This window comes from Patescibacteria group bacterium, from assembly GCA_018817715.1.
GTDB lineage: Bacteria > Patescibacteriota > Patescibacteriia > Veblenbacterales > UBA10138 > JAHITT01.
The window spans coordinates 169,522-184,460 of sequence record JAHITT010000004.1; the positions used below are offsets into that span (position 1 = coordinate 169,522).

A 14,939-nucleotide genomic window follows, 5' to 3' on the forward strand; every position below is an offset into this window, starting at 1 on the left:
ACTTACTACCAAATTAATTAATTTGGCTATTAAGTATTGATTGTAAATTTGTAATTTAATATTGGGAATTAAAATTTTAGTTACTTATATCTTATCACATCCTCTATTCTGGCTAAGGAAATAGCCCCCCTCCTTAAAACTCGTAAGTGACCTTTACGTACTCTAACTACCGTGGAAACTGGCCTAATTGGTAAACGTCGACTAGCGACTAAATACTTTAAATTATTAGGCGCCAACTGTTTAGCTACTTCCTTATAATCATATAAAACAGGTTGTCCCGACAAATTAGCTGAAGTGGCGGTTACAGGACGACCTAAGCTTCCAGATAATTTACGTAACCAAGAGGAACTAGTTAAACGCAAACCAATTTCTGCTTGACCAGCTAACAGCCGAGCTGGCCAAAAAGACTGCTGGGTGGGTAAAACCAAAGTTAAAGGTCCTGGCCAAAAAGCTTGAGCTAATTTTAAAGACAAACTATCAAAATCAGCCCATTTTTTGGCCATGGCCAAAGTCGCCACGACCACTGGACAGGGTTTATGGGCGGGACGACCTTTAATATAAAAAATTTTTTTAAGAGCTGCTTGATTGGTGGCATCGGCCAATAAACCGTAAGCTGTTTCTGTTGGACCAGCCACCACTTGCCCTTTTTTAAATAAACTCACCAGCTTAAGTATATCTAAATCAGTTTTGGAAAAAAATTCCATAAATTTAACCCTCAACCATTAATCAATTACAAAATTTACTATTTTATCAGCCACATAAATTGTTTTTTTGATTGTTTGGTTGGCTAAATATTTTTGTACACCCGGCAAAACCTTAGCCTGATTAATTATTTCTTCTTTAGATAAACTAACGGAACAATTTAATTGCCCTCTTAATTTACCATTAACCTGAATGGCTAAAACCGTGGTTAATGTTTGTAAAGCAGCTGCCTGATAGGTTGGCCACACCTGCTCAGCCAAAGAACCAACCCACTTAAACTGACTCTGACTCAATTGCCATAATTCACTGGTAATATGCGGTGCCAACGGATAAAGCAAAATCAAAAGATTTTTAAAACCTTCCAAACGATTGTTTAATAAATTATTTTTATCTTCTGTTAAATAATTAGTAAACTCCATTAAACCACTAATAGCTGTATTAAAACGAAACGACTCTATATCTTCGGTTGTTTTCTTTATGGTTAAATTCAATTGCCACTTGAATTCGGCTGATTGATCCGCTAAATCTGTTGGCACTATTTCTTTAGGCAATAAATTATTGCCCAAGTTCCAAATCTTTTCTAAAAATCTTCTTAAACCAACAATTCCCCGTTCTTGCCAAGGTTTAGCATCCTCCAAAGGACCTAAAAACATTTCAAACAAACGTAAACAATCAGCGCCCCATTGTTCAATGACTTCATCAGGGTTAACAACATTATCAAAACTTTTAGACATTTTACGTCCATCAGCCGCTAAAATTATTCCTTGATTTACTAGACGTAAAAAAGGTTCTTGATGATTAACCAAACCCTGATCATACAAAACTTTATGCCAGAACCTAGCATATAATAAATGCAAAACGGCGTGCTCAGCACCACCTACATAAATATCAACTGGCGCCCACTTAGAAACTGCTTGGGAATCAAAAAGCTCCTGAGAATTATTAGGATCACAAAATCTTAACCAATACCAAGAAGAGCCCGCCCATTGCGGCATGGTATCTGTTTCCCGTTTAGCTGACTTACCACATTTAGGGCAAACTGTCTCAACCCAGTCAGTAATTGTGGCCAAAGGCGATTCGCCAGTACCCGACGGCTGATAAAATTCTACCTCGGGCAAAGTTACTGGTAAATCCTCAACTGGCACTGGTACGGCTCCGCAAGATAAACAATGAATTATAGGAATAGGTTCACCCCAATAACGCTGACGAGAAAATAACCAATCTTTAAGTTTATAATTAACAGCTGGTTGACCTAAATTTTGTTTTTTTAACCAATCAGTTATTTGCTTTCTAGCCTGCTCGGAAGATAAACGAGTAAATTGTCCAGAGTCAACCAGGCGACCCTCACCTAAATAAGCCTTGCGGGCAGCTTGACGCACTGAAGAATCTGGCACAATGACTACTCTTTCTGGTAAACCAAATTTTTGAGCAAAAGCAAAATCTCTTTCATCATGAGCCGGCACAGCCATAACTGCTCCAGTACCATAAGAAGCTAAAACATAATCCGCTACCCAAATAGGCACTGGTTCATTAGTGGCTGGATTAATAGCATAACTACCCGTAAAAACTCCGGTTTTTTTTCTTTTAAAATCAGCCCGATCATACTCACTAACGGTTTTTACTTTTTCCACATAACGCCCAACCTCACTCCGTTGTTCCAATTTTATTAATTTATCCAATTGAGCATATTCCGGAGCTACTACCAAATAAGTAACTCCAAATAAAGTATCTGACCTAGTAGAAAAAACTGAAATAAAAAAATCATCATCTACTAATTTAAATTTAATATAAGCCCCGACTGAACGACCAATCCAATTGGCCTGCATAGTTTTTATTTTTGTTGGCCAGGTCAAAGAATCTAAATCGGCCAACAAGCGATCGGCATAATCGGTAATTTTTAACAGCCACTGTTTTTTTTGTTTTTTTATAATAATTGTCTGACAACGTTCACAAGCACCATCAATTACTTCCTCATTGGCCAAACCAGTCTGACAAGAAGGACACCAATTAATCGGCACGACCGCCTGATAGGCTAATTGCTGGGCAAAAAGTTTTAAAAAAATCCATTGTGTCCAGCGGTAATACTGAGGATCAGAAGTAGCAACTTCCCTGGACCAATCATAAGAACAACCCAAACGCTTTAACTGCTGACGAAAACGATTAATATTTTGTTCCGTTACTAACTTAGGATGAATCTTTTTTTTAATAGCGTAATTTTCGGCCGGCAAACCAAAAGAATCCCAACCCATCGGATGCAAGACTTCAAAACCTTTAAGTCGAAAATAACGGCTAATAATATCAGCCGCCGTATAACTTTCCACGTGCCCAACATGCAAACCGGCTCCAGACGGATAAGGGAACATATCCAAAATATACTTTTTGGGTTTAACTGAACTGTTGTCCGCCTGATAATAATTATTAGTTTGCCAGATTTTCTGCCACTTGTCTTCAACTAGTTGATGATCATACTTAGCCATAAAAACTATAAGCTGTTAACTACTTAAGGCTGATATAATGCTAGCATCTTAAAACCACTTAAGACAAGACAAAAAAATAAAATCAGAAATTACAAATTGAGTTAAACCGTCTTATGATGACAATTAATAATTCGCACCCTTTAATTCTAATTCTTGTTTGGTTACTTTGACCTAAAGCCTTAAAAATGTTATGTTATAGTTCACTTGTTTACTTTAAACCGCTTGGTGAAACGGTCGGAAAATCGGCCTTTTATTTTTGAACAAACCGCTGTAATCAAACGGTAAAAGGGTTAATACTATTAGTAAACATTTAATCATAATAATCTGGCATAAGGTTAAGCAAGTCGCCTGGCTTTTAAAAAAAATAAGCCCCTGGCTTAAGAAACCATTTAGCTTGCTAACCACCTTAATAAAAATTATCTCCCAACCAGTCGGTCAAGCCATCTGGCGTTTTTTGGTTGTCTGGCCGTATGATTTTTACCTACGTTGGCACAGAAAATTACGCCAAGGCCAATTAAATTTTAATTTAAGACTGGTTTTAAGAAGTCACCGCACGATTTTAATTGCTTTAATCTGTGGCGGTTTATTAATTAGTCTTAATAATCTTCAAGCTAAACAAACTAATCGACAATTAACCGCTGGGCAAAATAATCTTATTTATCCTTTAATTAAAAATGAATTCGACGGTACCATCATAGATGATAATACGCCTGGCATCCTCCCCCCCAGCCAAAATAGTCTGCAACTTAAAGCTGATAATACAGAAAGAGGCGTTGGTATTCCAACTGATCTGCCTATAACTTTAATAAATGGCACTTCTATTTTGAAACCCAATATTATTCACTCCCAAATTAGTGTAGCCAAACGACAAGAAATTGAAAAATACACAGTTGAAACCGGTGACACCTTGGCCAGTATAGCCAAAAAATTCGGTTTAAGCCTTAACACTTTATTATGGGAAAATAATCTAAGAAGTGGCAGCCTAATTAGGCCCGGACAAAACATAACAATTTTGCCAATTAATGGCCTAAGTTACAAAATACGATCGGGTGACACTTTATCAGCCATTGCCAGCCGTTATCGAGTTTCCATTGATGCCATTACTGAAGCTAATCCTGTGGGTAACAAATTAACCATTGGCCAAAACATCATTATACCGGGTGCCCAGCCCCTAACAATCAGAACCAGCCCAGTGGTAGCCAGCCAACCCGGACAAAACAATCTCCAACCGTCAGGCAGTAGTGCTTCTATTAGTAACACTAAATTACAATGGCCGACTGTTAGACGAAAAATTACTCAATATTATAGCTGGCGACACACTGGTTTAGATATTGCTGATAAAGTAGGCACCCCACTTTACGCTGCCGAAGACGGTGTTGTTACGGTGGCTGGTTGGAATCGAGGCGGCTACGGTTATTACATAATTATTGACCACGGTGGCGGATTACAAACATTATACGGACACAATAGCAAACTATTCGTATCGGTTGGAGAAAAAGTAAACCGCGGCCAAGAGATTGCCGCTATGGGGTCCACCGGCCGTTCTACTGGACCACATATTCATTTTGAAGTGCGCTTAAACGGCCGACGTCTTAATCCTTTAAGTTACACCCGCTAATTAAAATTAGCGCGCGGGCGATATTGCAAGGCCTCAGCCAAATGGTTTGTTCTAACTTCAGCTGATCCGGCCAAATCGGCAATCGTCCGCGCTACTTTAAGCAAACGATGATAAGACCGACCAGAAAGCTGCCAACGCTCCATAGCTTGTTTTAATAAAAGAGAACTGCCTGATTCTAAATTAATCCACTTTTTTAAATCCTGATTAGACATAGTGCTATTAAGTTGAACTGCCGAGTTGTTAAACCTAAGTAATTGTTTTTGCCTGGCCAAAATTACTCTTTGTTGAACAATTGAACTATTTTCACCCCCTTCAGCTGCCGCCATTTTAGAATAAGGTAAGCGCGGTACCATAATATGTAAATCAAACCGGTCCAACAACGGGCCAGACAGCCGTCTTTGATAACGATAAATTTGATTGACAGTACATTGGCAATCTTTTTTGGGATCACCAGCAAAACCACAAGGACAAGGATTAAGGGCGGCTATTAAAATAAATCTGGCTGGAAATTTTACACTACCGCTGGCCCGAGAAATTGTTACCCAACCCTCTTCCAAAGGTTGGCGCAAACTTTCTAAAACCGATCGAGGAAATTCTGGTAACTCATCCAAAAAAAGTACTCCTCGATGAGCTAATGATATTTCACCTGGCCGCAGGGCAGTACCACCACCGATTAAAGATATTTCTGAAGCAGTATGATGGGGCGACCGACAAGGTCTTAAATAAACCAAAGGCTCCTCCTTGGTTAATAAACCGGCCACACTATAAATAGCTGTTACCTCTAAAACCTCTTGCCTGGCTAAATCAGGCAACAAACCAGTTAAAGCTCGAGCTAATAAAGTTTTACCTGAACCAGGCGGCCCAAATAATAACAAATTATGGCCACCAGCCGCTGCTATTTCTAAAGCTCTTTTAGCCTGCTCCTGACCATAAATATCAGCCAAATTAACCAAAGGATTAAATCCTTTGCTTTGCTTCAAACTAGTAACAGGTTGAGGTGATAAAATTTTACGACTAGTTAAATACTGTAAAACTTCAGCTAAATTATTAACAGCTAAAATTTTTATATCTTCTATTAAAGCAGCCTCCTTAGCATTAGCTTGAGGTACCAACAAACAATCAAAACCCAAACGTCGAGCCGCCTGAGCCATAACCAAAATACCCTTAACTGGCCGTAAATCACCAGCCAAAGACAGTTCCCCAATAAACAAAAGCTTCTTTAAATCAACCGCTGGTTTTAATTGACCACTAGCTAAAAGCAAGGCCAAGGCGATGGGTAAATCGTAAGAGGAGCCTTCTTTTTTTAAATCAGCCGGTGCTAAATTTACTGTTACCTTTGTCCTAGGAAAATAACAATCAGAATTTTTTAAAGCCGAACGAACCCTCTCTTTAGCCTCATCAACCGCCTTGTCAGGCAAACCTACAATAAAAATACCTGGTAATTGACTGGAGGTATCTGCCTCTACCTCAATTAACCTGGCTGCTAGACCTAAAACATGGATAGTAAATACTTTAGCTGCCATAAGGTTGTTTGATCCCTCTTAACAAACAACTTAAACCAATAATTAAATAAACATCTGCCAGATTAAAAGAAAAAAAGTTAAACCAATGCCAATAATCCACTACGCCAGCCCAAAATAAACGATCATAAAAATTACTTAACCCACCCACCAATAAAAAAAGCAACCCTGCCGTTAACCAAGTCCGGTCTAAGGGCCAAATTTTCAATAAACCAACCAACAAACCAACTATTATTAATAAATTAAAAATTACTAACCACCAATTAGACAAAGGCAAACTAAAAATACCTTGGGAATTAAGAGAAAAGCCAAAAGAAAAAAAACTCTGACCAATCGTTTTAATCGGCTGAGTTACTGCCCCTTGTTTTATCAAACGGTCAACTATTAATAACACCATAACCCCTCCCAGGGTGCTAAAAGACCTTTTAATCATTAAAGCTTATTTAACAATTTGGTTTTACAATCAACACAAGAACTTGATTCTGGTCGAGCCCGCAGGCGTCGCTCATCAATCTTTGTTTGGCAATATTTACACACACCATAACTACCGTCCGTTATCCTACGTAAAGCTGACTCCACATCTTCTAAGGTTTCTTCTAAAGCCCTGTTTAAAGACAACTTATCAGAAAAAGTCGCCACTTCAGCGGCATTTTCATCATCTTTATCGCCATATTCAGGCCAAGTAGCTTTGTCGGTTTTTTTACCAGATTCAGCCTTGACCAAATCCAACTCCTGCCGCAAGCGGTTTTGAGTCTGGCCTAAAATAGTCTTCATTTCTTCAACAAAAGTTTGCTTCATAAATTTTAGCTGCCAACTAAGATCTACCCAATAAAATGTAGTGGAATTATAGCCTGAGAGTTAAATTTATTCAAGCCTTAAAAGGGTTTTGGCTAATTTGGCAATAATATTAAATTACAAGACTAGTTATTTAATCTGTTAAAATTTAACAATAAAAATAGGCGCCAGTAGGCGCCCATTTTTTAAAAAACTTAATTAATGGCGTACTGGCGCCTTAATTGCGACGCTTGCGCTACTTAGTAAATCCCAAATTAATTTGAAACTTGCTAAGAATGTATCCTCAAGCGACTTGATTAGGCGCGTACACTGGCTAAATATAAAGTACGCTTTGTTCTTACCGTCCTGTGGCAACTCTCCCACCCTTATTAAGGCAGAAGCGCCATTTTAGTTTTTGTTTCAAAATTTTTTTTGGTACTGCCACCAGTTAACAGTTCCAAAAGGACAGTAAGAAAAGAATTATTGCCAAATTTTATCTAGCCACAAATCTTTACCTCTGTCTTTTTAAAGAACATCTTTAATATAGCATACTTTTTAAAATCAGTCAATAGCTATTTTTTAGCTTAAATTAAACAAAAAACCTCTATAATAGATGGGCACATATTATGTTCATTATCCACAGTAATCACAACTTATCCACAAAAATAACCACAACTAAAAACCAGCTTATTCACCAATTAATTAACTGGTTTAAGCTGGTTTTTCGCTAACCTTAAATAAATATTAACTAACGTCTTGAACCATGTCCTTGTGATTCTCGACCGCGCCCACCAGCAAAAGGCCGACTATTACGAGCCGGCTGATAAGCTGTCTCAGCGGAAGCAACATAACCCTCGGGTTTAGGTAAAAGCTGTTTATGGGACAAATTAACCCGTCCTTGATCATCTATCTCAGTCACCTTCACTTCTATCTCATCGCCTACATTAACCGCTTCCTGCACAGTATTAATTCTGGCCCAAGCCAATTCAGAAATATGAACCAAACCTTCAGTCCGAGGCAATATTTCCACAAAAGCCCCAAAATTCATTAAACGAGTTACCTTGCCTTTATAAACTTCACCGACTACTACCTGCCGAGTAAGATTCTTTATCCAATCAACTGCTTGAGCTGAACCCGAAGCATTATTAGAAGTTACCATGACCAAACCACTATCCTCGATATCTATAGCTACACCCGTTACAGCAATGATTTCATTGATCATCTTGCCACCTGGCCCAATAACATCTCTAATTTTATCAACTGGTATATAAAAAGAGATTATTCTAGGAGCGTAAGGTGACATTTCTGGCCGGGGCTGGGCTAAAGCCTTAGACATCACTTCTAATATCTGTAATCTAGCTTCCTTAGCTTTGTTTAAAGTTTCTTCTACTATAGCCAAAGAAATACCACCTAATTTAATATCTAGTTGAACAGCCGTAATACCTTTAGTCGTACCACCAACTTTAAAATCCATATCGCCAGAATGATCTTCAATACCTTGAATATCAGTCAAAATGGCATATTTAGTCGGCTGATCCAAATCGGTTATTAAACCCATAGCTATACCAGCCACTGGCGCACTAATTGGTACACCGGCATCCATTAAAGCCAAAGAGGATCCACAAATGGAAGCCTGAGAAGAAGAACCATTAGAAGATAACACTTCGGAAACCACTCTAATAGTGTAAGGAAACTTTTCTTTGTCTTGAGGAATCACTGGCATCAAAGCTTTTTCTGCTAGAGCACCATGGCCAATTTCCCGGCGACCCGGTGAACGAATTGGTTTTACTTCGCCTACTGAATAAGCTGGAAAATTATAATGATGCATATAGCGCTTTTTACCATCTTCTTCCATGCCATCTAAAGTCTGTTCATCACCTGGGCTACCTAAGGTCACCACCGATAAAACTTGCGTTTCGCCACGTTGAAACAAACCACTACCATGAGTACGCGGTAACAAACCTACTTCCGCTGACAAAGACCTAATTTGATCAAAAGCCCGACCATCTACTCTTTTACCAGTTGCTAAAACATACTGGCGTGAAGCTTTATCCAAATAAAACTCTATCAACTTTAAGCCTCGACCGGCCTCTTCTTTACTAACCTCATTATCAGCTTTTAAAGCCTCGGACAAACCTTGTTCTATTTGACGTAAACCATCCTTAAAAGACTGCTTGGAAGAGCCACCAAATAATGAATCAAATTTACCATTTAAATACTGCTCCACCTTAGCTTTAAGTTTGGCTTGTTGTTCTTTAAGTTCAGTAGAAATTTCTATTTCAGCCAATTTAGGTTGAGCGCAAGCTTGAATAACCTCCTGCATAAAAGGAAACAATTTGGCGATTTGTTGATGACCAAAAGTTATAGCGGCAGACATATCAGCTTCTACAACTTCTTGGCTACCTGCTTCCAACATAACTATTTCTTCAGCCGTAGCCGAAATAAAAACATCCAAATCCGACTTACTTCTAGCTTCATAAGAAGGATTAAAAACCCATTGACCATCAACCCGACCAACTCGGCCAGCCGCAATCGGACCTGACCACTTAACCGGTGAAATAGCCAAAGCCAAAGAAGCGGCTAACAAAGATGGTACATCTGGATCGTTTTCTCCATCCACAGACAAAACCGTAACCATTACTTGAACATCTCGCCGTTCACTGTCACCAAATAACGGCCGCACCGAACGATCAATTACTCGAGCGGTTAGAATAGCCTCATCGGTAGGGCGGCCTTCTCGTTTAATAAACCGAGAACCTTTAATTTTTCCAGCTGCATACAATCTTTCTTCGTAATCCACCATCAAAGGGAAATAATCTATACCCTCCCTTGGGGTAGAAGCTTGAACAACTGTTGCTAAAACAACTGTATCGCCGTAACGAACAGTACAAGCACCTTGGGCCTGATTGGCTAATTTACCAACTTCCACCTCTAAAGGCTGGCCGGCTAATTCGTGCTTAAAAATTTTTACATTACTCATTGATAACTAATTCCTTATGGCGTTGTTGGCCAAAAACTTTTTGGGAGATTGGTTATTTGAAAGGAGCTGGCCTTAAAACAAGGCAACCTCTCTTCAAATAACATATCCAACCCTAGATTGAACCAAACCACGCTTAATTAATAATTTTTTAATCTACTTAGAACGTCTAATTTGACCTTGACGACCTCTTAATAAGAACTTATTTTTTTCTTCTGACAAGTCAAAAAAATCATCCGCTTGCTCTTTTAATTTCGCTGAGGTGGTTTCAATAAAAGCCATAACTTCCACCCGCTGGCCCAAAAACTGCAAATACTGAACTAAAGGCACAAAGTCACCGTCGCCAGTTACTAAAATAACCACATCCAACTTATTAGCCATAGTCACAGCGTCAATAGTTATACCAACATCCCAATCGCCCTTTTTGGCTCCCCCCACGAAAACCTGCAGATCTTTCATATTTACTTCAAAACCCTGTTTATCCAAAGCTTCAAAAAACTTTATTTCCTCAGGTGCTTCAGCCTTAACTACGTAGGCCACTGCCCGAATAAGTTTTCGATCTTGCACAGCCTGCTGCAAGATATTGGCAAAATTAACCCGAGAACCATAAAGGTTGCGGGCTGAATAATACATATTCTGCACATCGACAAAAACTCCAACGCGCTGATCTTTGTGTTTAAGCATATTAACTCTAATTCTTTCTAAGATTCATCCGACTCCACAGATTGCTCTATCGACTCTTCGGCTTCTTCGCCTAAAATAGCCGACTGGTCAGAAATCTTAACTTTAAGTTTTAATTTCTTTACTATTTCTTCAAAACTAACTTTATTCTCACGTTGTAAAAATTTAAGCAATTTACGGCGTTGATTAACCTTTTTAATCAGACCACGACGAGAAGAAAAATCTTTCTTATGACCCTTTAAATGCTCGGTTAATCGGGTTATTTCTTCGGTCAGAATAGCTATCTGAACTTCGGCCGAACCTGTATCCTGATCATGCGTCTTAAACTTCTTAATTATCTTATCCTTAGCTACTTTATCCAACATATTTTTATCCTCTATGAGCGTCGAGTCGAGTTTAGGGATTTTCCACCAACCCAAGTTCGCGCCTTAATGATTAAGCGACATAACTGTAACAGATTAAACAAATAAAATCAAGTGCTAAGGGTAAGGTAATTAAAAAACAATATTTTTGCTTAATTTTAAGATGTGTCGTAAAATATGAACAACTGAAAAAATATGCCTAACCAATCTACCAATTTAATAAAAACTTTCTTAACTGATTTGGAAAATCAGGGGAAAAATAATCTGACTATAAAAAATTATCAACTATATTTAAAAAAATTCGCTCTATGGCTTAAAACAAAAAACCTAAGTCTGCCACAAGTTGATAGTTTGGTAATAAAAAACTTTGCTCAGAGCCTGGCTAACCAACAGCCAACTTTAAAAAATAATACCATTAATTATCATTTAACAGCTCTGCGTTCCTTCAATCGATTCTTAAAAAATAAAAATCTTTCTAATCTAAAAACCAATGATATAAAATTAAATCCCTTAAAAAGGAAAACGGTCACAAAAGAAATCGACCCAACAGATAAATTACACCAAGCAATCCAATCAACCCTAGCCAGTCAAGTTATTAACTTAAGAGATTCAACTATAATAGAATTGCTTTTAACTAATGGCCTAAAAGTTTCGGAGGTTTCCAACCTAACTAAAGCCGATGTTGATTTTGAAAAAAAAGAACTAACTGTAAAAAAATCAAAGCACACTCGAAAATTAATTCTAACCGCAGAATCTCAACAATTATTAATAAATTATTTAAAAGAACGGCATGATACTGACCCAGCTTTATTTATTAACCACGACCGAGCGGCTAAATCTGCTAAACGGACTCAAAAAATCAACCATAATTTAAGCAGTCGCAGCATCCAAAGATTAATCGCTTATTATGGACGACTGGCCGGTTTAGAAAAACCACTAACTCCTAGTCATTTAAGAAAAATTTACAGTCAAAAATTAATTCAAAATAAAATTCCAACAATTCAGATTAAAAGCCTTCTTGGTTACAAACATACTAGTAGTATTAATTGGTATAAACCCAGTCAGGTTGACTAAAACAGACAGTTGGCCTTAACTTATCGTTACAGTCTTTTAAGAAATTACTTGGTCTAACTTATGCCCCTGTAGTTCAATGGATAGAACTGTGGACTTCTAAGCCACTAATAGAGGTTCGATTCCTCTCAGGGGCACAAGTTAGCTCAAGTCGCCAATCTAAAAAGAGTGGCGCAGTTGGCCTAAGCAAGTTATAATATATAACATATAAAAATATCTTCCCTCAAAAGATATTACTAATGGAGGTAACCTAAAAAATATGCCAGAAAAAAAACACCGTTCAACAACTAGTCAAAAAAAACAACCAGTTGTTAAAAAAACCATTTCTAAACAGCCGGCTAAACCAAAACCAACGACTAAAAGAAAAAAACCACTCCGCCGTCCTAAAAAACCAGCACCCAAAAAAGTAACATCGGCCAAACCTTCGGTGGGGGCCAAAACAATCCAACCAATTACAGAAAATAACTTCCCGCCAGCCACTTTAACTTACCAAAAAACACCCACTAGCTATTGGAGTTGGTTAATTGGTTTTACTATAGTGGCTTTAGCTTTACTAATTGTTTCCGGTTTAATATCCATATTTTCTTTTTCTAATAATTTTAAAAAAAACTCACCCTTAGCCCCGACGCCGCCTGTCCAAGACTCCTTACTTCAACCAGCTTTAACAGCCTTAGCCCCTTTAACTGGACTTAAAACCGATGAAGTTTCAGCTAGACGTCGACCTTGGGCAATAATTATAGAAAATTTTCCAACCGTCAGGCCCCAAAGTGGCCTATCTTTCGCTGATGTGGTAATTGAATCACCAACTGAAGGTGGCATTACCCGTTTTGCTGCTATTTTCCAAAGTCAATTGCCCACCGGCCAAATTGGCCCAATTCGTAGTGCCCGCTCTTATTTTAATGATTGGCTAAGACCTTTAGCTCCTTTTTTTAGCCATTCTGGTGGCAGTACCAAAGCCTTGCAACAATTAGCCAAAGGCTATGGTGATATTCAAGACGTTAATGAATTTTATAACGGTTCAGCTTACCAAAGAAACAATTCATTAAACGCTCCACACAATCTTTTTACCACGGCGGAAAAATTCTTTAGTTATGTCCAACAAAAAAATTGGCCTAGCCAACAGAACATACAACCACTTAATTTTTCCACTAACTATCAGCCGGGCCAACCAGCCAATCAAATAATGATTCCCTACCAACCCGAAGAATATACTGTCACCTACCAATACTTACCTGAAAGCAAAGTTTACCAGCGCAGTTTAATGGGTGTAAAACAAACTGATGCCAGCAACAACCAACCAATCCTGGTAACCAATGCTATAGTCCTAGCTACCGACATTGATCCTATACCTAATGACGAACTAAAAAGAACCGAACTTAGAACTTTGGGCACGGGTACAGCTTGGTTATTCACTAATGGCCAAATTTATAAAGGCCAATGGCGCAAAGACAAACCAGACAGTTACTTAGAATTCGTTGATTCATCTGGCCAACCCCTACCTTTGCAACCTGGTAATACTTGGATTTCGGTAATTGATAACAGTCTGCTTAAAGATATAAAAATAGACAGTCTGCTACCCAGTCTTGAATCTTAAATAAAGCCGTGTTAAAATCTGTTCTACCCTAATTAAACAGGGTTTATGGCGGCTATAGTTCAATGGTAGAACACTGGTTTGTGGTACCAGTTACGAGGGTTCGATTCCCTCTAGTCGCCCCACAAAGGACATCAGTGTTGACTGGTGTTTTTTGTTTAACTAATAAGCTTTTTTCGGTTCTGATTGAGTGGTATAATTTACTTATGCTAGCTGAGATAGAAAAAGTTCCTCTCTGGAAAGAGGACGAACGAGGTAAGGCTTATCAATTCTCAACTCGAGAGAGTAGTTTTTATATTGCCCTCTACCGCCGCAAAGGGACCACGAGTGGTGACCATTACCACAAGGGAACAATTAAATCTAAATCTCCCGAGATATTTTATTTTATTGACGGTAAAGCAGAATTACACCTCAAAGACCAGAAAAGCGGGCTTGAAGAAAGGCACATCATAGAGCCTGGTACCAAAATCCAAATACCGCCCAACATTTACCACTCGTTCAGGGCCTTAACTGATATTATCCTAATCGAGTTTAATGTTAGTAAGAGCGACTTTGAAAACTACGAGGCCGATACAATTAAGCTTAACCCACACCAATAGCGGTAAATACAGTCACGACTTTACCCCAATCCACCCCAAGAAAAATAGCTTTCTCGCCTGCCGAGGAGGCTATTTTTCTTTGTAGGAATTACTTAGGGAATCAAAGGGTACGGATAAAAAGTGAACTGCTTCACTTTTTAGACGACCCCGGTCTCTGGAGGAGAAACGAGCGTTGCCCCACGAATGTGGGGCCGCGAGATTCGGGGGAATAGGATTTCTTGCTCTAACCACCACATCAAAAAGAAAATTGATTTAGTTTATTTACACGATCTCTAACTCTTAACTCGCCAACGATAATAGGCCACCAAGATTAAACTAAGACTGGTAATAATCAAACTTATCAAATTAGAAACAAAGATGCTCATCACCCGATTGCGCCAAGCATCATAAGTAATAATAGCAATACCAGCCACGGTTAAAGCATACATAGCTAAACTAATATCAGCGCTGCTTTTTCTTTTAAGCAAACGATAAATCTGTGGCAAACCAGAAATAGTAAAAAAAACCGCTGGCAAATAATAAAACATTTGTCCCATAATTTTATAGCTTATCCTAATTATTCTAAAT

The 14,939-nt window shown here is 38.4% G+C and carries 13 protein-coding genes and 2 tRNA genes; 6 read left to right on the plus strand and 9 right to left on the minus strand.

The genetic code is table 11. From position 1 onward, the window contains the following. Positions 1 to 80: 80 nt before the first annotated feature. Both KKC17_02315 and leuS read right to left on the minus strand, forming a co-directional pair. Positions 81 to 704 carry a threonylcarbamoyl-AMP synthase gene (locus KKC17_02315; GenBank protein MBU1039046.1) on the minus strand — a complete coding sequence of 208 codons (624 nt, stop codon included), beginning with the start codon at positions 702 to 704 and terminating at the stop codon, positions 81 to 83. Positions 705 to 722: 18 nt separating this feature from the next. Further along, positions 723 to 3,179, minus strand: a complete 2,457-nt coding sequence (gene leuS / locus KKC17_02320) for a leucine--tRNA ligase (GenBank protein ID MBU1039047.1) — start codon at positions 3,177 to 3,179, stop codon at positions 723 to 725. A gap of 394 nt (positions 3,180 to 3,573) precedes the next feature. Between leuS and KKC17_02325 the strand changes: the two genes are divergently transcribed. Then, positions 3,574 to 4,797, plus strand: coding sequence for a peptidoglycan DD-metalloendopeptidase family protein (locus KKC17_02325; GenBank protein ID MBU1039048.1), 1,224 nt, complete (start codon positions 3,574 to 3,576; stop codon positions 4,795 to 4,797). On the opposite strand, the gene KKC17_02330 is transcribed toward KKC17_02325, so the two are convergent. From KKC17_02330 to rpsO, 6 genes are all read right to left on the minus strand, one after another. Beyond that, the gene (locus tag KKC17_02330; GenBank protein MBU1039049.1) at positions 4,794 to 6,320 is read right to left on the minus strand and encodes a YifB family Mg chelatase-like AAA ATPase; all 1,527 of its coding nucleotides are present in this window, start codon (positions 6,318 to 6,320) and stop codon (positions 4,794 to 4,796) included. The genes KKC17_02325 and KKC17_02330 overlap by 4 nt on opposite strands. Beyond that, positions 6,310 to 6,714 (minus strand): signal peptidase II, encoded by a 405-nt coding sequence (locus KKC17_02335; GenBank protein ID MBU1039050.1) that lies wholly within the window; start codon positions 6,712 to 6,714, stop codon positions 6,310 to 6,312. The genes KKC17_02330 and KKC17_02335 overlap by 11 nt, the downstream gene beginning before the upstream one ends. Before the next feature lie 35 nt (positions 6,715 to 6,749). Then, the gene (locus tag KKC17_02340) at positions 6,750 to 7,115 is read right to left on the minus strand and encodes a TraR/DksA C4-type zinc finger protein (protein MBU1039051.1); all 366 of its coding nucleotides are present in this window, start codon (positions 7,113 to 7,115) and stop codon (positions 6,750 to 6,752) included. A 724-nt stretch (positions 7,116 to 7,839) separates the two neighbouring features. Then, positions 7,840 to 10,071, minus strand: coding sequence for a polyribonucleotide nucleotidyltransferase (locus KKC17_02345; GenBank protein MBU1039052.1), 2,232 nt, complete (start codon positions 10,069 to 10,071; stop codon positions 7,840 to 7,842). Positions 10,072 to 10,224: 153 nt separating this feature from the next. Then, the gene (locus tag KKC17_02350) at positions 10,225 to 10,752 is read right to left on the minus strand and encodes an NYN domain-containing protein (GenBank protein ID MBU1039053.1); all 528 of its coding nucleotides are present in this window, start codon (positions 10,750 to 10,752) and stop codon (positions 10,225 to 10,227) included. Positions 10,753 to 10,769: 17 nt separating this feature from the next. Then, the gene (rpsO, locus tag KKC17_02355) at positions 10,770 to 11,114 is read right to left on the minus strand and encodes a 30S ribosomal protein S15 (GenBank protein ID MBU1039054.1); all 345 of its coding nucleotides are present in this window, start codon (positions 11,112 to 11,114) and stop codon (positions 10,770 to 10,772) included. 192 nt (positions 11,115 to 11,306) lie between these two features. Here rpsO and KKC17_02360 point away from each other — a divergent pair, with 192 nt between their 5' ends. From KKC17_02360 to KKC17_02380, 5 genes are all read left to right on the plus strand, one after another. Then, positions 11,307 to 12,185: a tyrosine-type recombinase/integrase gene (locus KKC17_02360; protein ID MBU1039055.1), complete on the plus strand. Its 879-nt coding sequence runs from the start codon at positions 11,307 to 11,309 to the stop codon at positions 12,183 to 12,185. A gap of 62 nt (positions 12,186 to 12,247) precedes the next feature. Then, positions 12,248 to 12,319: transfer RNA gene (locus KKC17_02365), tRNA-Arg, on the plus strand. 122 nt (positions 12,320 to 12,441) lie between these two features. After that, the gene (locus KKC17_02370) at positions 12,442 to 13,776 is read left to right on the plus strand and encodes a DUF3048 domain-containing protein (protein MBU1039056.1); all 1,335 of its coding nucleotides are present in this window, start codon (positions 12,442 to 12,444) and stop codon (positions 13,774 to 13,776) included. 48 nt (positions 13,777 to 13,824) lie between these two features. Beyond that, positions 13,825 to 13,898: transfer RNA gene (locus KKC17_02375), tRNA-His, on the plus strand. A gap of 81 nt (positions 13,899 to 13,979) precedes the next feature. Beyond that, a complete protein-coding gene (locus tag KKC17_02380; GenBank protein MBU1039057.1) occupies positions 13,980 to 14,372 on the plus strand; it encodes a cupin domain-containing protein in 393 nt (130 codons plus the stop codon). A gap of 272 nt (positions 14,373 to 14,644) precedes the next feature. Here KKC17_02380 and KKC17_02385 read toward each other — a convergent pair whose 3' ends face one another. Further along, positions 14,645 to 14,908 (minus strand): hypothetical protein, encoded by a 264-nt coding sequence (locus tag KKC17_02385; GenBank protein MBU1039058.1) that lies wholly within the window; start codon positions 14,906 to 14,908, stop codon positions 14,645 to 14,647. Positions 14,909 to 14,939 lie beyond the last annotated feature (31 nt).

Bases quoted from the DNA above. Each gene is read 5' to 3' on its own strand.
- KKC17_02380 (MBU1039057.1), top strand. From the start codon at position 13,980: ATGCTAGCTGAGATAGAAAAAGTTCCTCTCTGGAAAGAGGACGAACGA.
- KKC17_02315 (MBU1039046.1), bottom strand. From the start codon at position 704: ATGGAATTTTTTTCCAAAACTGATTTAGATATACTTAAGCTGGTGAGT.
- KKC17_02350 (MBU1039053.1), bottom strand. From the start codon at position 10,752: ATGCTTAAACACAAAGATCAGCGCGTTGGAGTTTTTGTCGATGTGCAG.
- KKC17_02330 (MBU1039049.1), bottom strand. From the start codon at position 6,320: ATGGCAGCTAAAGTATTTACTATCCATGTTTTAGGTCTAGCAGCCAGG.
- KKC17_02360 (MBU1039055.1), top strand. From the start codon at position 11,307: ATGCCTAACCAATCTACCAATTTAATAAAAACTTTCTTAACTGATTTG.
- KKC17_02385 (MBU1039058.1), bottom strand. From the start codon at position 14,908: ATGGGACAAATGTTTTATTATTTGCCAGCGGTTTTTTTTACTATTTCT.
- KKC17_02370 (MBU1039056.1), top strand. From the start codon at position 12,442: ATGCCAGAAAAAAAACACCGTTCAACAACTAGTCAAAAAAAACAACCA.
- KKC17_02340 (MBU1039051.1), bottom strand. From the start codon at position 7,115: ATGAAGCAAACTTTTGTTGAAGAAATGAAGACTATTTTAGGCCAGACT.
- leuS (MBU1039047.1), bottom strand. From the start codon at position 3,179: ATGGCTAAGTATGATCATCAACTAGTTGAAGACAAGTGGCAGAAAATC.
- KKC17_02335 (MBU1039050.1), bottom strand. From the start codon at position 6,714: ATGGTGTTATTAATAGTTGACCGTTTGATAAAACAAGGGGCAGTAACT.
- KKC17_02345 (MBU1039052.1), bottom strand. From the start codon at position 10,071: ATGAGTAATGTAAAAATTTTTAAGCACGAATTAGCCGGCCAGCCTTTA.
- rpsO (MBU1039054.1), bottom strand. From the start codon at position 11,114: ATGTTGGATAAAGTAGCTAAGGATAAGATAATTAAGAAGTTTAAGACG.